The sequence below is a fragment of the Aureimonas sp. CAS genome, from assembly GCF_059838215.1.
The window spans coordinates 1324295-1345297 of record NZ_CM187563.1; the positions used below are offsets into that span (position 1 = coordinate 1324295).

Below are 21003 nucleotides of genomic sequence, written 5' to 3' on the forward strand. Positions count from 1 at the left end.
CCCGTGACGCCTCTCTCTTCGCTGATCGACACCGGCTCGCAAAGCTTCTCGGCCCGGGCGGACCACAATCGCGCGCTCGCCGAGACCTTGCGCGAGACGACCGCCAGGACGGCGCTCGGCGGTTCGGCCGAGCACCGCGCGCGCCACGTCTCGCGCGGCAAGCTCCTGCCGCGCGACCGGGTGGGGCGCCTCCTCGACCCCGGCTCGCCCTTCCTGGAGATCGGCGCGCTGGCGGCCGGGGGCATGTACAAAGACGCCGCGCCCGGAGCGGGCATGATCACGGGGATCGGCCGCGTGTCGGGCCGCGAATGCATGATCGTCGCGCACGACCCCACGGTGAAGGGCGGCGCCTACTTCCCGATGACGGTGAAGAAGCACCTTCGAGCGCAGGAGATCGCCTTCGAGAACCGGCTGCCCTGCATCTATCTCGTGGATTCGGGCGGGGCGAACCTGCCGCATCAGGCCGAGGTCTTCCCGGACCGCGACCATTTCGGCCGCATCTTCTTCAATCAGGCGCAGATGTCGGCGGCGGGCATTCCGCAGATCGCCTGCGTGATGGGCTCCTGCACGGCCGGCGGCGCCTATGTCCCCGCCATGTGCGACGAGACGGTGATCGTGCGGAACCAGGGGACGATCTTCCTCGCCGGGCCGCCGCTGGTGAAGGCCGCGACGGGCGAGATCATCTCGGCCGAGGAGCTTGGCGGGGCGGAGACGCACGGTCGCCGCTCCGGCGTCGTCGATCACGTGGCCGAGAACGACGAGCACGCGCTCGACATCGTGCGCGACATCGTCTCGACGCTCAACCGCTCGAAACCCGCGGACATCGAGATCGCCGAGCCGAAGGCGCCGCGCTTCTCGCCGGACGAGATCTACGGCGTCCTGCCGACCGATCTGCGCACCGCCTACGACGTTCGCGAGGTGATCGCGCGTCTGGTGGACGCCTCGGAGTTCCACGAGTTCAAGGCGCTCTACGGCACGACGCTCGTCTGCGGCTTCGCACGGATCTGGGGCATGCCGGTCGCGATCCTCGCCAACAACGGCGTGCTCTTTTCCGAAAGCGCGCTGAAGGGCGCTCACTTCATCGAGCTCGCCTGCCAGCGCCGGGTGCCGCTTCTGTTCCTGCAGAACATCTCGGGCTTCATGGTCGGCGGCAAGTACGAGGGCGAGGGCATCGCCAAGAACGGCGCCAAGCTGGTGACGGCCGTGGCCACCGCCACCGTCCCGAAGATCACCGTCCTGATCGGCGGCAGCTTCGGCGCCGGGAACTACGGCATGTGCGGCCGGGCCTACAGCCCGCGCTTCCTGTTCACATGGCCGAACGCGCGCATCTCGGTGATGGGCGGCGAGCAGGCGGCCAGCGTTCTGGCGACCGTCCACCGCGACGCCGAGACTTGGAGCGCGGAGGAGGCGGAGGCCTTCAAGGCGCCGATCCGCCAGAAATACGAGGACGAGGGCAACCCCTATTACGCAACGGCGCGAATGTGGGACGACGGAATCGTCGATCCGGCGCAGACGCGCGGTGTCCTCGGCCTCGCTCTGTCGGCCACGCTGAACGCGCCGATCCCGGAGCGTCCGCGCGCCGGCCTGTTCCGGATGTGAGGGCGCGATGATCAAGACCCTTCTCATCGCCAATCGCGGCGAGATCGCCCGCCGCATCATCCGCACCGCGCGGCGGATGGGCATCCGCACCGTGGCGGTCCACTCCGACGTCGACGCCGCCATGCCCTTCGTGCGCGAGGCGGACGAGGCCGTCTGCATCGGCAAAGCCGCGGCGTCCGACAGCTATCTGCGGCAGGACCGCATCCTCGACGCGGCGAGGCGCACGGGCGCCGACGCGATCCATCCGGGCTACGGCTTCCTGTCGGAGAACGCCGAGTTCGCCGAAGCCGTGGTCGCGGCCGGTCTGGTCTGGGTCGGCGCGCCGGCCGCATCCATCCGGGCCATGGGCCTGAAGGACGCGGCCAAGGCGCGGATGATCGAGGCCGGCGTGCCGGTGACGCCCGGTTATCTCGGCGCGGACCAAAGCCCCGAGCGCCTCGCACGCGAGGCGGAGGCGATCGGCTATCCGCTTCTCATCAAGGCGGTTGCGGGCGGCGGCGGCAAGGGCATGCGCCGGGTGGACGACCCGGGTGAGTTCGAGGCCATGCTGGAGAGCTGCCGGCGCGAGGCGGCGTCCTCCTTCGGCGACGACCGCGTGCTTCTCGAGCGCTACGTCACCGCGCCGCGCCACATCGAGGTTCAGGTCTTCGGCGACCGTCACGGCAACGTCGTCCATCTCTTCGAACGCGACTGCTCGTTGCAGCGCCGGCACCAGAAGGTGATCGAGGAGGCGCCCGCGCCGGGCATGGATCAGGAGACGCGCGCGGCCGTCTGCGACGCGGCGGTCAGGGCCGCGAAGGCGGTCGATTATGTCGGCGCCGGCACGATCGAGTTCATCGCCGACGGTTCGGACGGGCTTCGCGCCGACCGCATCTGGTTCATGGAGATGAACACCCGTTTGCAGGTGGAGCATCCCGTGACGGAGGCGATCACCGGCCAGGACCTCGTCGAATGGCAGCTTCGCGTGGCGGGCGGCGAGCCTCTGCCGCTCGATCAGGACGCGCTTTCGATCCGGGGCTGGGCCATGGAGGCCCGGCTCTATGCCGAGAATCCGGCGACGGGCTTCCTGCCCTCCATCGGACCGATCGAGCGCCTGCGCTTTCCGGACGGGGTGCGCGTGGACAGCGGCGTGGAAGAGGGCGGGACGATCACGCCCTTCTACGATCCGATGATCGCCAAGCTCATCGTCCATGGCGAGACGCGGACCGAGGCCGCGCGCCGGCTCTCGGAAGCCGCGCGAAAGACGCAGGTCTATCCGGTCAAGACCAATGCGGGGTTCCTGGCGCGCGCCGCCGCCCATCCCGACTTCGTCGGGGGGCATGTCGACACCGGCTTCATCGAGCGCCACCATGACGCGCTGGTGCCGGGAGGCGAGCCGCCCGCGACGGTGCTCGAAGCCGCGGCGGCGGCTCTCCTTCCCAGGCGCGGCGCGGACCCGTGGACGCAGCTGACGGGGTTCCGGCTGAACGCCCCGGTCGAGACCGAAATCGCCGTGACGGTGTCCGGCAAGACCTATCGCGCCGAGCCGCGTTCGTCGTCGGAAGTCGGCGTCTGGAACGGTGTCGTCTTCGTGATCGGCGAGGCCTGGCCGTTCGGGCCGCCCCGCGCGGAGGGGCAGGGCGCGCAGAGCGATGGCGACGGCGCGGTCCTCTCGCCCATGCCCGGCGCGGTCATCGCCGTGCACGTGACCGAGGGGCAGACCGTCGCCAAGGGCGAGAAGCTGCTTGTGCTGGAGGCCATGAAGATGGAACAGGCGCTGGTCGCGCCCTTCGACGGGACGGTGAGCGAACTGAAGGCCGTGCAGGGCTCGCAGGTGCCGGAGGGCACGCTGCTCGCGCGGATCGAACGCAGGGAGGCCTGATGGCCGGACGGCATTTCGACGAGTGGCAGGTGGGCGACAAGCTCGTCCACGACATCCGCCGCACCGTGACGGAGACGGACAACCTCCTCTTCACCGCCATGACCCACAATCCGCAGCCGCTGCATCTCGACGCCGAGGCGGCGAAGGCGAGCGAGTTCGGCCAGATCCTCGTGAACGGCACCTTCACCTTCTCGCTGATGGTGGGGCTTTCGGTCGGCGACACCACGCTCGGAACGCTCGTCGCCAATCTCGGCTACGACAAGCTCGTCCACCCCAAGCCCGTCTTCATCGGCGACACGCTGCGCGCCGAAACGGAAGTCCATGCGCTGAAGGAGAGCCGGTCGCGCCCCGATGCCGGCATCGTCACCTTCGCGCACCGGGCCCTGAACCAGCGCGGCGAAACCGTGTGCGAGTGTTTGCGCTCGGCGCTCGTGAAACGGAAGGCGACATCATGAGACTGCGTTCGCTTCTCTTCGTCCCGGGCGACCGCCCGGAGCGCTTCGCCAAGGCCGAAGCCAGCGGCGCCGACGCGCTCATCCTCGATCTGGAGGACGCCGTCGCGTCCTCCGCCAAGGATGCGGCACGCGACGCCGTCGCCAAACGCCTCGGGGCGGATCGCGGCGGCGTCCGCATCCTCGTGCGCGTCAATCCGCTCGACACGCCGCTGTTTGCCGAGGACATCGAAGCCCTGGCCGGTCTGTCGCCCGATGCGGTGATGCTGCCGAAGGCGGAAGGCGCGTCGAGCGTTTCGGCCTGCGCCGATCGGCTTCGCGAGCGCGGCATCGACGCCCCGATCCTGCCGATCGCGACCGAGACGCCCGCCGCGACCTTCCAGCTCGGCAGTTATGCGGGCGCGGGATTGCGCCTCGCCGGCCTCACCTGGGGCGCGGAGGATCTGCCGGCGGCCGTCGGCGCGGCGACGGGGCGGGAGGAGGACGGCCGCTTCACCCCGCCCTACGAACTCGCCCGTTCGCTGACCCTCTTCGGCGCCCATGCGGCCGGCGTCGCGGCGATCGAGACCGTCTACCCCGCCTTCCGTGACCTGGAGGGTCTGTCGGCCTTCGCGCGGCGCGCGGCGCGCGACGGGTTCACGGGTATGATGGCGATCCACCCCTCGCAGGTCGCGCCGATCAACGACGCCTTCACCCCCACCGCCGAGGCCGTCGCTGGCGCCCGGCGCATCGTCGAGGCCTTCGCCGCGGCGCCCGGCGCCGGGGCGCTGCAGGTGGATGGGAAGATGGTCGACGCGCCCCATCTGACGCAGGCCCGCAAGCTTCTCGAACGCGCAGGAGACGCCGCATGACCCTCGACGAGAACGCCTGCTACTTCGAGCGCGAGGGCGACGACGCCTTCCGCGCCACCCGCTACACCGAGGGCGCCTGGAATCCGGCCGAGCAGCACATCGCGCCGGCGCTCGGCCTCATCGGCCATGCAATCGAGACGGACATGATGGCGCGGCGCGCCAGCGATCCGCTGGTCATCTCGCGCGTCTCCTACGACATCCTCGGCGTCATTCCGATCGGCACGATGACGGTCGAGACGAGCGTCCTGCGGCCGGGCCGCACGATCGAGCTCGTCGAGGCCCGGCTGTCCTATGACGGCCGCCCGGTGGTTCTCGCCCGCGCCTGGCTCCTGAAGGCCTTCGACACGGCGGCCATCGCCGGCACGGCCTTCTCGCCCCTGCCGCCGCTTTCGGACTTCGAGCCGCACGAGTTCGAGGGCGTCTGGGCGGGGCTGTGCGTGCGCACGCTGGAAACCCGGCGCGAGCAGCTGGGGCAGGGGCGGGCGCGCGGCTGGCTGCGCTCCCCAGTGGCGCTCATCGGCGGCGAGACCGTCAGCCCGACCGCGCGCACGCTCGGACTCCTGGACTTCGCCAACGGGGTGACGCCGCGCCTCGGCCCCGAGGCGGCGCTGTTTCCGAACGTCGATCTGACCGTGCACCTCTTACGCGCGCCCGACGGCGACTGGCTGGGCCTCGACACGAGCGTGACCTTCGATCGCGGCGGCATCGGCCTGACCCATTCGATCCTGCACGACGCCTCCGGGCCGCTCGGCTCCCTGGCGCAGAGCCTGACGGTGCGCCCGAGATAGAACGGGTTCAGTCGTGGCGTCGTTCGTCCGCGATGATCCTGCCGTCCTTCGGCAGCGATCCCGGCGCCACGATCCGGCACTCGCCCTTCAGCTTGGTCACCGCCGCGAGCGTCTCCGCGAGGGCGGAGGCCGCCGCCTCGTCTTCCCCCTCGGCATGGAGGGTCATCACGTCGCGCTCGTTCTCGCGCGTCACGACGAGGCGCATGCGGCCGAACCCGGGATGGCGGCGCGCGACGGCGGCCACCTGCTCGGGCCGCACGAACATGCCGCGCACTTTGGTCGTCTGGTCGGCGCGGCCCATCCAACCCCGGATGCGCGGCGCGGTGACATCGTCCGGCGCGTCGGCCGTGCGGATCGCGGAGAGGTCGCCCGTGGCGAAGCGAAAGAGCGGATAGTCGGCGTTCAGCCGGGTGACGACGAGTTCTCCGATCTCGCCCTCCGGCACCGGGTCGCCCGTTCCCGGCACGACGATCTCGACGATGGCCTCCTCGCTGACGGCCATGCCGTCCCCCGCATCGCCCGTCTCGTAGGCGATGATGCCGAGGTCGGCGGTGCCGTAGGCCTGCCGCACGGTCAGGCCGCGCGACTCCAGTTCGCGTTTCAGGGAGGCCGGAAGGGCCGCGCCCGAGACGAGAGCGAGCGTCAGGGACGAGACGTCGTGGCCGAGCTCGGCCGCCTTGTCGAGCAGGATCTTGAGGAAGTCGGGCGTGCCGACATAGGCGCGCGCGCCGTAGCGGGCGAGGGCATCGACCTGAGCCTCCGTGCCCGCCGTGCCGGCAGGAATGACCGCGCAGCCGAGCGCGTGGGCGCCGGTCTCGAACATCGCGCCCGCAGGCGTCAGATGGTAGGAGAAGCTGTTGTGGAGGACGTCGCCGGCTTTCAGGCCGAGCGAGTGGAGCGCGCGCGCCGCGCCCCACCAGTCCTCCCCGAAGCCCTCCGGGTCGAGGATGGGGCCGGGCGAGACGAAGAGGCGCGACAGGCGGCCGGGCGGCGTCAGCGCGAGGCCGCCGAAGGGCGGACGCTCCTCCTGCAGGCGCGGCAGGTCGGATTTGCGCAGCACCGGCAGGCCCGCCAAGGCTTCGCGCGAGGTGATCGTCTCGGGATCGACGGCGCCGAGATGCGCCTGCCAGCCGGGCGCTTCGGCCAGAGCCCGCTTCAGGAGCGAACGGAGGCGGAGGAAGTGCTCGGCCTCGCGCGCCTGCGGCGCGCGCCGGGCGAGGTCTTGGTCGAAGCGCTGCATCAGATGTCCTTCCGATCCCCTCGGACCCGTCCGCTCCGTTCCCGCGCGCGGCCAAGCGTCGCGGGTTCGTCGAAGCGGGGCGTTCCGGCCGTCGGGCCAATGTGGCGTCAGGCGAGCCAGCGCTTGCGGCGCCGGTAGTGCTTGACGTTGTGGTAGTCGACCTTGCCGCCGCCCCCGAGATAGAACTCCTGCACGTCCGGGTTGGACCGCAGCGTCTCGGCTGAGCCGTCCATGACGACATGGCCGTTCTCGATGAGGTAGGCGTGATCGACGATGCGGAGCGCGGCGGCCGCGTTCTGCTCCACGAGCAGGACCGACAGCTTCTCGGCGCGGTTGATCTCCCCGATCATGGCGAAGATTTCCGAAACGAGGAGCGGCGAAAGGCCGAGGCTCGGCTCGTCCAGCATGATGAGCCGGGGGCTCGTCATCATGGCGCGGCCGATGGCCAGCATCTGCTGTTCGCCGCCCGACAGATAGCCGCTCTTGTGCCGCGCCCGTTCCTTCAGGCGCGGGAAGTAGGTGTAGACCCGGTCCCGCAGGGCATCGAGTTCGCCGCGCGAGCCGCGCAGGGGGAAGGCGGCGACGAGGTTCTCGTCCGGCGTCAGGTGGCCGAAGATGCGCCGCCCCTCCAGGACGTGCACGATGCCCGAGCCGACGCGCTCCGGCGGCCCCATCGCCCGCACGTCGCGGCCGTCGAAGACGATCTCGCCGCGCGTCACCTGCCCGCGCTCGGGGCCGAGGAGCCCCGAGATCGCCTTCAGCGTGGTGGACTTGCCGGCGCCGTTGGCGCCGAGAAGGGCGACCATGCCGCCCTCCGCAAGTCGGAGAGACACGCCCCGGATGGCAAGGAACACCCGGTCGTAGACCACCTCGACATTGGAGAGCGACAGGAGGCTCATCGCTCAGCGCCCCTCGCGGAAGCCCTGGGCGCCGGCGTCGATCTCCTTCTGGACGATCTCGCCGTAGAACGAGCCCCATTCGGTGATGGGCACCCAGGCCGAGCCGTCCCACTGCGAGACGCGGCCCATGCCGCCGCCCTGGTGGTCCTGCGCGGTGATGGTGATCGGCGGCATCAGACCTTCGGCGTCGAAGTTCTCGATCCGCTCGAAACCGTCCTTCAGCCGCGTGCCGGTCAGCTCGCCTTCGCCCTCTTCGAGCGCCAGGCGCGCGGCCTCGACCGCGACCGCCATGGTGGCGACGCCGAGATTGTAGGCCGAGGAGCCGACGATCGAGGCTTCGCCCGCGCCGAGGCCCGCGTCGATGACCTTCTCCTGGATGCGCTGGATGATCGGGTGCTCGGTCCCCGGCGCCACGGCCTCGAAGCGCTTCACGCCGGTCATCAGCTCAGGCCCGACGGTTCGGGCGTCGGCCTCCGTCAGCCAGACGACCGAGAGGATGTTCTCGGCCGGAATGCCGTTGCGGAGCGCCTCGCGGACCGAGACGGCCTGACCGCCGCCCGCGCCCCAGATGAAGACGTAGTCCGGCCGGTAGCGGCGCACTTCGGTCCAGGTCGAGCCCTGCTCGTTGCCGGGGCTGGCATAGGCGAAGGTCGAAAGCTCGAAGTCCTTCTCCTCTGCCAGATCCTGCAGGACGTTGATCGGCTCGCGCCCGAAGGGGCTGTCGATGTGGACGAGGGCGATCTTCTTGCCCGAAAGGCCGCCGCCCTCGGTCTCCACCCAGTTCGCCAGAACGGTGGCCTGTGACCAGTAGGTCGCCATCATCGGGAAGATGTAGGGGAAGGTCTCGCCGTCCGCCGCGTCGCCGCGCCCGTGAACCGGCGTGATCATCACCACCTCGTCCTGCAGCACCTGCGGCACGAGGGCGCGAGAGACCGGCGTCGACAGGAAGTCGAAGAGGATCGCGCCCTGGTCGCGGCCGCGATTGTAGGCCTCGATGCCGCGCTGGGGCTGGTTGCCGGTGTCGGAGACGAGCGCCTCGAAGCGGTGGCCGTCGAGGCCGCCTTCCTCGTTGACGAGGGTCAGGTAGTCGCGCTGGCCCTGATTGTATTCGCCGGTCACGAACGTGTAGACGGCCGTGAAATCCTGCGGCATCGCGAACTTGATGGTGTCCTGCGCGAAGACCGCGCCGGACAGGGCGACCGAGAGGGCGAGGCCCCCGAGGATCGATGCGAGACTGCGTTGCATGTGATGGTCCTCCCTAGTCTTTCGTTCTCGTTTGCGTCGATCACCGTCTCGAATGGCGGAAGGGCCAGACGAGGAAGTAATTGCGGATGTTGTCGTAGATCTTCGCCATGCCGAGGGGCTCCACGAGCAGGAAGCCGACGATGAGCGCGCCATAGGCCATCATCGGGATGTGCGAGAGAAGGTTGGTCGAGACGTTCAGCCAGCCGGCCACCGACAGGGCGATGAAGAGATTGGTCAGGACGATCGGGGCGAGCAGGACGAAGCCCGCGCCGAGGAAGGCGCCGATGACCGAGCCGAGCCCGCCGACGAGCACCATGGCGACGAGCTGGATCGAGACGTTGAAGGTGAACTGCTCGGGCGTGACCGCGCGGTAGTAGCAGAAGGCGAGCACCGCGCCCGACACGCCGCCCATGAAGGACGAGGTGAAGAAGGCGACGAGCTTGGTGCGGAAGGGATCGACGCCGATGACGGCGGCGGCGAAGTCCTTCTCGCGGATTGCGACGAGGGCGCGGCCGAAGGCGCTGCGCTTGACGTTCATGATGAAGAGCGCAGCGACGACCGCCCAGGCCAGCGCCGCCCAGTAGCGCGCCCAGGGCCCGTCCAGCGGCAGGAAGAGAAGCGCGACACGCGGGGTCTGGAGCGTCGCCTGCGCGCCGCCCGAGATGGCGGGCACGTTGATGATGACCCAGTCGACCAGATACTGCATGGCGAGCGTCGCCATCACGAGATAGAGCCCCTTCACCCGCAGCGCGGCGGCCCCGAAGATGCAGCCGATCACCGCCGAGACGAGGCCGGCGCCGAGCAGCGCGATTTCGAAGGGCAGGCCCGCCCGCGTCATGTGGATGGAGGTGTAGGCGCCGATCGCCATCACCGCCGCGAAGCCGAAATGCAGCTGGCCGGCGAGCCCCATGAGCAGCGTCAGAGACAGCGTCGCCGCGCTCCAGACCAGCCAGGGCAGGAGGTAGGAGCCGAGATAGAGCGGCGAGACGAAGAACGGCGCGGCCGCCGCCAAGGCGAGGACGACGACGACCGCGGCGCGGTCGGCCGGCACCGGCCAGAGGCGGGCGGCGGACGTGTAGGAGGTGTGGTGGACGCCTGCGAGCCGGTAGAACATCGCCTCAGATCCTCTCGATGTTCTCGCGGCCGAAGATGCCGTAGGGCCGGACCATGATGGTGAGGAGGATGATGAGGGAGGTGACGACGTCGCGCGTTCCCCCGCCCACGGCCGAGTCGAGATAGCCGGGGATCACCGAGCCGAGGATGCCGACGAGGAGACCGCCGACGAGGACGCCCCAAATCGAGTCCACCCCGCCGAGGATCACCACGGCGACCGCCGGGAAGAGCAGCGCCGACAGCGTCCAGTCGACGCCCTGGACCGAGCCCCACAGAACCCCCGCCGCCACCGCCGCCACGGCGGCGAGACCCCAGGAAATGCCGATGGCGCGCTCGACCGAGATGCCGACCGCCCAGGACGAGACGTGGTCGTCGGAGACCGCGCGCAGCTTGGTGCCGAGCCGGGTGCGGAAGAAGAGCAGCGAGACGCCGATGAGGACCAGCGCGATGGCGCCGCCCCAGAGATAGTCCCGGTTGATGAAGACGTCGCCGACGATGATGGGCGTCAGGGAGATGCCCAGATCGAGCGATTTGGGCGCCGCTCCGAGAATGCCCGGCCCGAGGCCGCGCAGGAAGATCTCCAGCCCCAGCGTCAGCATCACGACCATGATGATCGGCTGGCCGACCATGCGGCGGAGCAGGAGGCGTTCGACGGCGAGGCCGAAGACGAACATGATCGCGCAGGCGAGCGGCACGGCGGCCAGAAGCGGCAGGCCGGCGCCGACGAGAAGCCAGACGACATAGGCGCCGATCAGCACCACCGCGCCCTGCGCCAGATTCGGCACGCCCGAGGATTTGTAGATGAGGACGATGCCCAGCGCGACGAGGCTGTACATCAGGCCCGTCAGGGCCCCGTTGACGAGAAGCTCGACGAAATAGCTCATGCGCTCCTCCCTTCGCCGACGCTGCGCAGCGTCAGATCACGCTTCAGGACGCCTTCCGCGCCGGTCTCGTAGGCGACGCGCGCCTCGAACTCGATCCGGTCGCGCCCGTCGTAGAGGGCCTCCACGATCGGCCCGTAATGCCGCTCGATGACGTCTCGCTTCAGCTTGCGGGTGCGCGTCACCTCGCCGTCGTCGGGATCGAACTCCTTGTGGAGATCGACGAAGCGGCGGATTTCGAGCCCGTCGGGCAGGAGCTTGTTCAGGTCGGCGATGGTGCGGGCGACGAGGTCGAGCACCTCCGGCTTCTGCGAGAGGTCGGCGTAGGAGGTGTAGGAGACCGCGTTCTCCTGCGCGAAATGGCCGACCGCGTCGAAGTCGATGCAGACGATGGCGGCCAGATGCTCCCGGCCGCGCCCGATGACGCAGACGTCCTTGATGTAGGGGCTGAACTTCAGCCGGTTCTCGATATAGGTCGGGATGTAGCGCGTGCCGGCCGCCGTGTGGACGACCTCGGAGACGCGGCCGAGGACGACATACTGCCCGTCCGCCTCGACATGGCCCGCGTCGCCGGTTCGCAGCCAGCCGTCGTCGAGCGCCTTGGCGCTGGCGGCGTCGTCTCCGAAATAGCCGTCGAAGACGTTGTCGCCGCGCATCAGGATCTCGCCGCTCTCGTCGAGCTTCACTTCCACGCCGGGGAAGGGCCGGCCGACCGTGTGGAGCTTCAGATCGCCGGCCCCTTGCGCGATGGCGAGCGCGCAGTTCTCCGTCTGGCCGTAGAACTGGCGAAGGTTGAGGCCGAGCGCGCGGAAGAAGAGGAAGACCTCCTCGCCGATCGCCTCGCCCGCCGTATAGGGCCGCTTCACGCGGGAGAGGCCGAGCTGGTCGAGCAGCGGTCCGAAGACGAGCAGCCGGCCGATCCGCCAGCGCAGACGCTCCACCGCCGAAGGCTCGCGGCCTTCGAGGCGGCGACGCTCCATCTCCACCGCGAAGGGAACGAAGTGCTGGAACAGCCAGCGCTTGCCGGCGGTGGATTCCTCCATGCCGACCTGCACCCGCGTCAGCATGTTCGACCAGGCGCGCGGGGAGGAGAAGTAGATGGTCGGGGCGATCTCGCGCAGATCGTGCTGCGCCGTCTCCTGACGCTCGGGGATCGCGACGACGAAGCGAAGGGTGATGGCCGCCCCGATGGAGAAGATGAAGTCGCCGACCCATGCCATGGGCAGATAGGCCATGTGGACCTCGCCCTCGTGGAAATAGCCCGCGGCCGCCGCGTTGCGCACGCCCGACAGGACGTGGCCGTGCTTGAGCGGGATGCCCTTCGGCGCGCCCGTCGTGCCCGAGGAGTGCAGGAGGACGGCGATGTCGTGCACTTTGGCGCGGCCGAGGAGATCGGCCCTCAGGTCCGGTTCGCGCTCTAGGCGCGCGCGGCCCGTTGCGAGCGTCTCCTCCAGCGCGACCACGCCGGAGGGTTCGCGCCCCTTCAGGCCGCGCGGGTCGTCGTAGAAGATGCGGGCGAGCTCGGGCACGCTTTCGCGCACCACCATCAGCTTGTCGACCTGCTCCTGATCCTCCGCGATCGCGGCGCGGATGCCCTCGCGGCGGATCTGACCGGCCAGCTCCTCCGGTGCCACGTCGGAATAGGCCGGCGAGGGAATGGCGCGCAGGCAGATGACGGCCAGCATCGCGACATAGAGGTTGGCGCGGTTGTCGCCGATCACCATCACGATGTCGCCGGCCCGGATGCCCGCCGCCTCCAGCCCCGCGGCCTGCTCGAGCACGAGGTCGCGGTAGGCCTTCCACGTCCATTCCTGCCAGATGCCGCGGTCGCGCTCGCGAAGGGCGACGGTGGAGCCGTGCTTCTCGGCATTCTCGTTCAGCGCGGCGATCAGCGTGTCGCCGTCGCGCCAGTCCGGGTGGAGGGCTCGCGCGCCCGCCGCGATGGCCGCTCCGTCATGCAGCATCGTGCGCGCCTCCGATATAGGCGGCGACCACGGCCGGATCGCTCATCGCCTCGCGCGCGGGCCCTTCGGCGATGCGCGCGCCGTTGTTGAGGACGACGACGCGGTCGCAGATCGCGGTGACGACGTCGAGATGATGTTCGATCAGGAGGACGGTGAGGCCCAGCTCCTCGCGCGCATCGAGGATGAAGCGGACCATGTACTCCTTCTCCTCCTGGTTCATGCCGGCCATGGGCTCGTCGAGAACCAGAAGGCGCGGCTCGGCGGCGAGCGCGCGCGCCAGCTCCACGCGCTTCTGCAGTCCGAGCGGGATCACGTCGACATGCTCGTCGCGCACGCTCTGCAGCTGCAGGAGGTCGATCACGTCCTCCACCGTGCGGCGGTTGGCGATCTCCTCGCGCCGCGCCCAGACGGGATAGAAGAAGGCGGCCAGCGCCGAGGGGCGCATGAAGATGTGCCGGCCCATCAGGATGTTGTCGAGAACGCTCATGCCCCGGAACAGGGCGACATTCTGGAAGGTGCGGGCGACGCCGAGCTTGGCCACCTTGTGCGGCCGCGTTCCCTCGATCCGCTCGCCATGCAGCCGGATCTCACCCTCCTGCGGGGGATAGAAGCCGGTGACGGCGTTGACGAGCGTGGTCTTGCCGGAACCGTTCGGGCCGACGAGACCGAAAATCTCGCCCTGGCCGACGCGGATCGAGACGTTCTTGAGCGCCTGCAGCCCCCCGAACCAGCGGCTGACATTCTCGCAGGCGAGGGCTTCGGACCGCTGCACATCATCGGCGCGTGCGGTCACGGGCACTCCTGCGAGCGCCGTTGGATGCTGCATCACCTGCCTCCTCCCAGAGCCCGTGAATGCGTCTGTCTCGCGGTGCCGTCTCCCGAAGGCCCGCCGAGAAGGACGCTAGCAAAGCGCCCTGGTTTCAGGAATACGTAATCGATCGCACGAAACGTTCGGATCGTTCGAATGAACCACAACATGATCGACCAGCTGCGGGTGTTCGTGCTCGTGGTGGAGGAGGGCAGCTTTTCGGGGGCGGCGCGCAAGCTGAACCGCGCCGTCTCCTCCGTGTCCTACGCGGTCGGCCAGATCGAGAAGCAGTGCGGCTTCCCGCTGCTCGACCGGGCCTCGCGCAAGGCGGAGCTGACGCAGCGCGGACGGGCGGTCTTCGCGGAGGCGACGTTTCTGGTCGAAAGCGCGCGCCGGCTCTCCTCGCACATGCGGGCGCTGGAGAAGGGCGAGGAGACGCGCATCCGCATCGCCATCGACGTTCTCTTCCCGCTGACCATCGTGCGCGCGGCGCTGGAGCGCTTCGACCGGACGCGGCCGCGCGTGCGCGTCCAGCTCTTCACGAGTTCGCTGAACAGCCTGTGGGAGACGATCCGGCGCGAGGAGGTGGATTTCGCGCTGACGCTCCTGACCAACGTGCCGTCGGACATGACGGCCCGTTCGTTCCGGAACGTCACCATGTGGCCGACCGCCGCCGCGCATCATCCGCTGGCGAAGCTCCCCGAGCCGATCCCGATCGAGGCGTTCCAGGCCCACCGGCAGATCTACTTCATCGGCGAGCCCAATCTGGACGTGGAGCGCATGGGCCGCATCTTCGGCCCGGACGTCTGGACCTCCAACGATCTGGAACACATCCGCATGCTGGTCACCAGCGGCTTCGGCTGGTGCTTCACCAACGAGGTCTTCTTCGCGCGCGAAGAAGAGACGGGGCAGGTGAAGCGCCTTCGCAGCGCCGACAACCGCCTGCATCCCGTGCGCGCGCTCGGGGCGACATGGCCCATCGACCGGGCGCCCGGTCCGCTCGGCCAGCAGATCATCGAACTGATGGCCGACGCGCTCGACGCACCGGCGGCCAGCGCCGGATGACCGGTCCCTATTCGAAGACGCAGCGCGGGAAGTAGAAGGACACGACCCAGTTCGGCATGTCGACGATCTCGGAGATCCGCAGGTCCGCGCAGGTCGAGACCAGCATGTAGGCTTCGACCGGATCCATCGCGTAGCGCGCCGCGAGAAGCTCGACCATGTCGGCCACGGCCTGCCGCGCGCCGGTCATCAGGTCCGGCCCGATCCCGGTTGTCACCTCGTAGCCCTTCGCGTCGAGATGCCGGGTCACCGGTCCGGGCGTGGTGAAGCGCGGCATGGCGAGCCTGGTGTCCTTCACCAGATCGAGCGTCAGCGTGACGTCCATCGGGCTCTCGATCGCCGTGCCGCAGACCTCGCCGTCGCCCTGCGCGGCGTGCGTGTCGCCGACCGAGAAGAGCGCTCCGTCCACGTCCACGGGCAGGTAGAGCACCGTGCCGGCGGCCAGATCGCGGATGTCGAGATTGCCGCCGACGCGCCGGGGCGGAACCACCGAGTGATGGCCGGGCTCGGCCGGCGCCACGCCGATCGTTCCGGCGAACGGCTTCAAGGGGACGCGGCCCTGCGGGCCGAAGGCGGCCGGCGCGAGCGTCTGCCTGTCATAGGACCAGAGGGTGAGCGCCGGGTCGGGGAACTGGTCGGCGAGGAGACCGAAGCCGGGAATGTTCGCCGTCCAGCCGAAGCCCGAGGGTGCGAAGCTCTCGATCGTCACCTTCAGAACGTCGCCCGGCTTGGCGCCGTCGACGAAGATCGGGCCGGAGACCGGGTTGATCTTGCCGAAGTCGAGGCTCTTCAGATCGTCGGCGGTGCTTCCGGCGGTCAGCTGGCCGCCGGAGGAGTCGTGGCACTCGAACCGGATCGTCGAGCCGGGCGCGACGCGCTCGGCGGGGGCAAGCGAATTGTCCCAGCCGTGATGGAAGGATCGGCCGTGGATCGTGTAGTCGCAGGTTCCGCACATCGGCCGTCTCCTTCGTCTCGGTTCAGCGCGCGGCCGCGTAAGCCTGCATCAGGCGCGGCGTCGCGGCGGCATGGATCAGGCCGTCCGCGTCCCGCGAGGCGGCGACGAGCCGGCCGACCGTCCATTCCGGCGCCCGCTCGATGTCATGTCCGCGCGCGGCCAGATCGGAAAGCGCCTCCTCGCCGAAGCTCTCCTCGATGGTGAGGTTCGCCGGGCGCCGCTCGCGCGGCCAGAAGGAGGAGGGGAAGTGTCCCGTGTGGGACATCGGGGCGTCGATCGCCTCCTGCAGGTTCATGCCGTGATGAACGTGCCGCAGGAAGAAGGCGAGCTGCCACTGCTCCTGCTGGTCGCCGCCGGGCGAGCCGAAGACCATGTAGGGCTTGCCGTCCTTCTCCGTCAGCGTCGGCGTCAGGGTCGTGCGGGGGCGCTTGCCCGGTTCGAGCGAGGTCGGCAGGCCCTCTTCCAGCCAGAACATCTGGGCGCGCGTGTTCAGCATGAAGCCGAGCTCCGGGATGACGGGCGAGGACTGGAACCAGCCGCCGGACGGCATCGCCGCGATCATGTTTCCGAAGCGGTCCACGGCGTCGACATGCACGGTGTCGCCGCGCCGCGCCGAGCGCATCTCGGCCGTGGTCGGCTCGTTGGCGGCGGATGCCGACCCGACCTTGGACAGGCGCTCCAGAACCGCCATCTGGCGGCGGACCTGATCTTCGTATCCGGGGACCGTGCCGGGCGTCAGCTCGCGCGAGGCGCTCTCGCCGATCAGCCGGGCGCGCTCGGCGCCATAGGCGTCGGAGAGCAGCGTCTCCAGCGGCACGTCCACGAAATCGGGATCGCCATAGTAGATTTCGCGGTCGGCGAAGGCGAGCTTCATCGCCTCGGTCAGCGTGTGGACGAACTGCGCCGAGTTCGGCCCCATGGCGCCGAGATCGAAGTTCTTCAGGATCGAGAGCGTCTGGAGGAAGACCGGGCCCTGGCCCCAGGGGCCGATCTTGTTCACGCGGTGGCCGTGATAGTCGATCGTGACCGGCGCCTCGTAGCGCGGGGTCCAGCCGGCCATGTCGTCCGCCGTGATGACACCGCGATGCTTCCGGCCGCTCTGGTCCATCACCTCGGTGGTCGTCGCGAAGCGCTCGATCGCCTCGGCGACGAAGCCCTTGTAGAAACAGTCCTGCGCGCGCTCCACCTGCGCCTCGCGGCTGCCCCCGCCGCTTTCCGCCTCCTTCAGGATGCGCTTCCAGGTCTCGGCGAGGGGCCGGTTGCGGAAGAGCTTGCGCGCTTCCGGCAGCGCGCCGTTGGGCACGAAGAGCTCGGCCGAGGTCGGCCATTCGCGCTCGAAGAAGTCCTTCAGGTCGCGGATCGTGTTCGCCACGCGCGGCAGCATCGGGTGGCCGTGCTCAGCGTAGTGGATCGCGGGCTCCAGAACGTCGCGGACGCTCATCGTGCCGTGGTCGCGCAGAAGCGTCATCCAGGCGCCGAAGGAGCCGGGGATGACGGTGGCGAGAAGGCCGTTGCCCGGAATGAGCGACAGGCCTTCGCTTCTGTAGTGTTCGATGGTCGCGCCGGCCGGAACCGGAGCCTGCCCGCAGAGAACCTCGGTCCGTCCCGTCTTCGCGGCGTGGAAGACGATCGGCGCGTCGCCGCCGGGGCCGACGAGATGCGGTTCGACCACCTGAAGGACGAAGGCGGAGGCGACGGCCGCGTCGAAGGCGTTGCCGCCCCGTTCCAGCATGGACATGCCGCTCGCCGTCGCCAGCCAGTGGGTGGAGGTGACGGCGCCGAAGGTGCCGAGGAGTTCGGGACGCGTTGTGAACATGGACGCTTTCGATCCTGATGCGATGCGGTGGGGTCGTCTGTCAGTGTTCGCGAGGGTCGAGCGCGTCGCGCAGGCCGTCGCCGAGGAGGTTGAAGCCGAGCACGATCAGGAAGATCGCAGCGCCCGGAAAGAGCGACATCGTCGGCGCCTGGCTCATGAAGTTCTTCGCCGTGTTCAGCATCGAGCCCCAGGAGGGGTTGGGCGGCTGCTGGCCGAGGCCGAGGAAGGAGAGCGAGGCCTCGGCGATGATCGCGGCGGCGATCGTCAGGCTCGCCTGCACGATGATGGGCGGCAGCGTGTTCGGGAAGACGTAGCGCAGGATGATGCGCCAGTTCGGCAGCCCGATCGCGCGCGCGCCCTCCACATAGTCCTCGGCCTTGACGCTTAGCGCCTGCGCGCGGGTGATGCGGATGAAGATCGGCACGGCCGAGAGGCCGATCGCGATCATGGCGTTGGTGAGGGAGGGGCCGAGGAAGGCCGCGAGCGCGATGGCGAGGATCAGGAACGGAATGGCGAGGAGCGCGTCGGTGAAGCGCGAGATCACCATGTCCGGGTAGGAGCCGAAATAGCCCGCGATGAGCCCCAGCGGCACGCCGATCGCCACCGCGATGCCGACCGAGACGACGCCGGCCATCAGCGAGGCGCGGGCGCCGTAGAGCATGCGCGAGTAGATGTCTCGGCCGAGCTCGTCGGTGCCGAACCAGAACTCTCCCGACGGCGGCTGCCGGATCGTCAGGAAGCTCGTCTGGAACGGGTCCTGATGGGCGAGGAGGGGGGCGAAGATCGCGGCCAGCGCGAAGACGAGGACGATGATCCCGCCGACCACCGCTGCCCGGTTCTTCATGAACTTGGCGAGCGAGCGGTTGCGCTTGCGGGCCGGCAGAAGCGGCGGGAGGACGGCCTTCGCGCCGGCCGGCGGGGTCGATGTGACGGCGCTCATCAGGCATGCCTCAGGCGAGGATTGATCAGGACGTAGAGGACGTCCGCGACGAGGTTCATGAAGATGAACCCGAAGGCGGTGACGAGGACGACGCCCTGCACGACCGCATAGTCGCGGGTGAAGACGGCATCCACGATCAGCTTTCCGAAACCGGGGATCGTGAAGATCTGCTCGGTCAGGACCGCGCCGGCGATGAGCTCGCCGAAGACGAGGGTGAGAAGCGTCACGATCGGAACGAGCGCGTTGCGCAGCGCGTGCTTGTAGACGACCACCGCCGGCAGCAGCCCCTTGGCGCGGGCGGTTCGGATGTAGTCCGACTGCAGGACGCCGAGCATGGCCGAGCGGGTGTGGCGCATGATCTGGCCCGCCAGCGCCGTGCCGAGCACGATCGACGGCATCAGCATGGTGCGCAGCGACTGCCAGAGATCCTCCGTCGGCGGCACGTAGCCGGAGGCGGGCAGCCATTGCATCTGCACCGAGACGAAGAAGATGAGGAGGATGCCGAGCCAGAAGTTCGGGATCGACAGGCCGGACAGCGCGACGACATTGGCGAGATAGTCGATCCAGGTGCCCTTCTTGACGGCGGCGAGGATGCCGATGGGAATGCCGACGACGATCGACCAGAACATGGCCATCGTCGCGAGCTGGAGCGTGACCGGAAGCTTCTGCGCGATGAGCGTCGTCACCGGAATTCCGGTGCGAAGGGAGACCCCGAAATCGCCGCGCAGGATCTGGCCGACCCAGACGAAATACTGGACGTAGATCGGGTCGTTCAGCCGGTACTGCTCCCGAAGATAGGCGAGGACCTCCGGATCGCGCTCCTCGCCCGCCAGCGTCAGGATCGGGTCGCCGGGCAGGAGCTTCTGGAGGGCGAACACGATCATCGACACCAGGACGAGGGTCGGCAGGGCGATCGCGACGCGCTTGGCGATGATGGAGAGCATGAGGTCCCGGCTCCGAGGTCAGGAAGGAGCGGGCGGAGGACGACGGCCCCCGCCCGAACGGCTTGGATCAGTTTTCGAGCGTGACGTCGCGCAGCCGGATCATGCCGTCCGGATGGGCTTCGAAGCCCCTCAGACGGGCCGAGACGCCGAAGGCGCGCGGCTGATAGTACAGGTTGATCTGCGGCAGCTCGTCCTGAAGGATCGCCTGCGCCTGACCGTAGAGTTCGACGCGGGCGGCCGTGTCGGTCGTGCGACGCGCTTCGTCGAGCAGGCGGTCGACCTCCTCGTTGCAGTAGTCGCCGTCGTTCAGGCTTCCCTCGCAGGCGACGAACTGGTGGATGTTGCCGTCCGGATCGATGCGGCCGGACCAGCCGAGCTGCGACACCTGGAAGTTGCCGCCGGTCATCTCCTGCTGCATGGCGGCGAACTCCGTCGGACGAAGCGTCACGTCGAAGCCGGCCTCGGCCGCCATCGCCTGGATCAGCTCCGATATCTGCTGTGTCGTCGTGGAGTTGCCGTAGACGAGCTCGACCGCCACGCGCTCGACGCCGGCCTCCGCGAGCAGCGCCTTGGCGGCTTCCACGTCGCGCGTCGTCGGCGGGAAGCGCTCGTCGTAGAATTCGCTGGTGGGCGGGAAGGGCTGCTGGGCCGGCGCGAAGGTGCCGAAGCCGACGACCTGATTGATGACCTCGCGGTCGATGGCGAGCTGGAACGCCTGGCGCACCCGCTTGTCCTGCCCGAAGGGCGTGTTCGCCCGTTCCCCGTTCGCGACGTTGATCCGCAGGGCGACGTAGCCGGTGCCGGCGGCCTGCAGAAAGTCGAGATTGGGATCGGCTTCGACCGCCGCGATGTCGGACGGCGCCAGCCGCTCCAGAAGCTGGATGTCACCCGACTGGAGGTTGGCGAGGCGAACGGTGGTGTCGGTGATCGGCAGGAAGATCAGGCGTTCGAAGGAATAGGCGTCGGCGTCCCAGTGCTCGGCATATTTCTCCAGCACGATCCGGTCGTTCTGGACGCGCTCGACGAAGCGGTAGGGACCGGAGCACACGGGATTGTTGGCGAAGTCCTCGAAGGCCGAGGGCGCGAGCATCATGCCGGCGCGATCCGAGAGCTGGGCGAGAAGGGTCGCGTCCGGCTCGCTCAGGGTGATGGCCACGGTGTGCTCGCCCACGGCCTCCACGCTCCGGACGGAGGACAGCTCGCTCTTTCGCAGCGAGTCCGGCAGCGTCATCGCCCGATCGAGATTGGCCTTCACCGCCGCCGCGTCGATCGGTTCGCCGTCCTGAAAGGTCGCGTCCTGGCGAAGTTCCATGGTCAGGACGGTGGAGTCCTCGTTCCACGACCATTCGGTGGCGAGCTGCGGCACGATGGAGAGATCCGGCGCCACGTCCACCAGCTTGTCGCATAGGGAGGTGAACACCATCCGGCCGACGAAGGTGCGTGCCCGGTGCGGATCGAGGGCGTCGGGGTCCTCCTGAAGCCCGATGCGCAGGGTCGGCGCCTGGGCGAGGGCCTGGGTCGCTGTGCCGGCGAGAAGCGCGGCGATGGCAAGGGTACGGGACAAGCGCATCGGGTGACCTCGTGT

At 69.1% G+C, this 21003-nt stretch carries 18 protein-coding genes; 6 read left to right on the top strand and 12 right to left on the bottom strand.

The window, feature by feature from the left end; genetic code table 11:
• Window positions 1–3: 3 nt before the first annotated feature.
• The 5 genes from AC6R2M_RS06455 to AC6R2M_RS06475 are packed head-to-tail and all read left to right on the top strand — an operon-like array spanning window position 4 to window position 5551.
• The gene (locus AC6R2M_RS06455) at window positions 4–1599 is read left to right on the top strand and encodes a carboxyl transferase domain-containing protein (protein ID WP_500486617.1); all 1596 of its coding nucleotides are present in this window, start codon (window positions 4–6) and stop codon (window positions 1597–1599) included.
• 7 nt (window positions 1600–1606) lie between these two features.
• Window positions 1607–3460, top strand: coding sequence for an acetyl/propionyl/methylcrotonyl-CoA carboxylase subunit alpha (locus AC6R2M_RS06460; RefSeq protein ID WP_500486619.1), 1854 nt, complete (start codon window positions 1607–1609; stop codon window positions 3458–3460).
• Window positions 3460–3915, top strand: coding sequence for a MaoC family dehydratase (locus AC6R2M_RS06465; protein ID WP_500486621.1), 456 nt, complete (start codon window positions 3460–3462; stop codon window positions 3913–3915). The genes AC6R2M_RS06460 and AC6R2M_RS06465 overlap by 1 nt, the downstream gene beginning before the upstream one ends.
• Entirely contained in the window at window positions 3912–4763 is an 852-nt protein-coding gene (locus tag AC6R2M_RS06470) for an HpcH/HpaI aldolase/citrate lyase family protein (protein WP_500486623.1), read from the top strand. Before AC6R2M_RS06465 ends, AC6R2M_RS06470 begins: the two co-directional genes overlap by 4 nt.
• Complete coding sequence (locus AC6R2M_RS06475; RefSeq protein ID WP_500486625.1) at window positions 4760–5551, top strand: thioesterase family protein; 792 nt, start codon at window positions 4760–4762, stop codon at window positions 5549–5551. Before AC6R2M_RS06470 ends, AC6R2M_RS06475 begins: the two co-directional genes overlap by 4 nt.
• 7 nt (window positions 5552–5558) lie before the next feature.
• Here AC6R2M_RS06475 and AC6R2M_RS06480 read toward each other — a convergent pair whose 3' ends face one another.
• The 7 genes from AC6R2M_RS06480 to AC6R2M_RS06510 all read right to left on the bottom strand — a co-directional run bounded on the left by AC6R2M_RS06480 (window position 5559) and on the right by AC6R2M_RS06510 (window position 13719).
• Complete coding sequence (locus AC6R2M_RS06480; RefSeq protein WP_500486627.1) at window positions 5559–6791, bottom strand: phenylacetate--CoA ligase family protein; 1233 nt, start codon at window positions 6789–6791, stop codon at window positions 5559–5561.
• Window positions 6792–6898: 107 nt separating this feature from the next.
• Window positions 6899–7690 carry an ABC transporter ATP-binding protein gene (locus AC6R2M_RS06485; RefSeq protein ID WP_500486629.1) on the bottom strand — a complete coding sequence of 264 codons (792 nt, stop codon included), beginning with the start codon at window positions 7688–7690 and terminating at the stop codon, window positions 6899–6901.
• Between the two features lie 3 nt (window positions 7691–7693).
• Window positions 7694–8935 carry an ABC transporter substrate-binding protein gene (locus AC6R2M_RS06490; protein WP_500486631.1) on the bottom strand — a complete coding sequence of 414 codons (1242 nt, stop codon included), beginning with the start codon at window positions 8933–8935 and terminating at the stop codon, window positions 7694–7696.
• Between the two features lie 40 nt (window positions 8936–8975).
• Window positions 8976–10049, bottom strand: coding sequence for a branched-chain amino acid ABC transporter permease (locus AC6R2M_RS06495; protein WP_500486633.1), 1074 nt, complete (start codon window positions 10047–10049; stop codon window positions 8976–8978).
• A 4-nt stretch (window positions 10050–10053) separates the two neighbouring features.
• On the bottom strand, window positions 10054–10932 hold the full coding sequence (locus AC6R2M_RS06500; protein WP_500486635.1) for a branched-chain amino acid ABC transporter permease: 879 nt from the start codon (window positions 10930–10932) through the stop codon (window positions 10054–10056).
• Window positions 10929–12893, bottom strand: a complete 1965-nt coding sequence (locus AC6R2M_RS06505; RefSeq protein WP_500486637.1) for an AMP-dependent synthetase/ligase — start codon at window positions 12891–12893, stop codon at window positions 10929–10931. Before AC6R2M_RS06505 ends, AC6R2M_RS06500 begins: the two co-directional genes overlap by 4 nt.
• Window positions 12883–13719, bottom strand: coding sequence for an ABC transporter ATP-binding protein (locus AC6R2M_RS06510; RefSeq protein ID WP_500486639.1), 837 nt, complete (start codon window positions 13717–13719; stop codon window positions 12883–12885). Before AC6R2M_RS06510 ends, AC6R2M_RS06505 begins: the two co-directional genes overlap by 11 nt.
• Before the next feature lie 138 nt (window positions 13720–13857).
• Here AC6R2M_RS06510 and AC6R2M_RS06515 point away from each other — a divergent pair, with 138 nt between their 5' ends.
• Window positions 13858–14766 (top strand): LysR family transcriptional regulator, encoded by a 909-nt coding sequence (locus AC6R2M_RS06515; protein ID WP_500486641.1) that lies wholly within the window; start codon window positions 13858–13860, stop codon window positions 14764–14766.
• Between the two features lie 7 nt (window positions 14767–14773).
• Here the strand turns inward: AC6R2M_RS06515 and AC6R2M_RS06520 are convergent, their stop codons facing one another.
• From AC6R2M_RS06520 to AC6R2M_RS06540, 5 genes are all read right to left on the bottom strand, one after another.
• Window positions 14774–15718, bottom strand: a complete 945-nt coding sequence (locus tag AC6R2M_RS06520) for an acetamidase/formamidase family protein (RefSeq protein ID WP_500486643.1) — start codon at window positions 15716–15718, stop codon at window positions 14774–14776.
• 22 nt (window positions 15719–15740) lie between these two features.
• A complete protein-coding gene (locus AC6R2M_RS06525; protein WP_500486645.1) occupies window positions 15741–17534 on the bottom strand; it encodes a gamma-glutamyltransferase family protein in 1794 nt (597 codons plus the stop codon).
• Window positions 17535–17574: 40 nt separating this feature from the next.
• Window positions 17575–18474 (bottom strand): ABC transporter permease, encoded by a 900-nt coding sequence (locus AC6R2M_RS06530; protein WP_500486647.1) that lies wholly within the window; start codon window positions 18472–18474, stop codon window positions 17575–17577.
• Window positions 18474–19418, bottom strand: coding sequence for an ABC transporter permease (locus tag AC6R2M_RS06535; protein WP_500486649.1), 945 nt, complete (start codon window positions 19416–19418; stop codon window positions 18474–18476). The genes AC6R2M_RS06530 and AC6R2M_RS06535 overlap by 1 nt, the downstream gene beginning before the upstream one ends.
• A 67-nt stretch (window positions 19419–19485) precedes the next feature.
• Window positions 19486–20988 (bottom strand): ABC transporter substrate-binding protein, encoded by a 1503-nt coding sequence (locus AC6R2M_RS06540; RefSeq protein WP_500486651.1) that lies wholly within the window; start codon window positions 20986–20988, stop codon window positions 19486–19488.
• Window positions 20989–21003 lie beyond the last annotated feature (15 nt).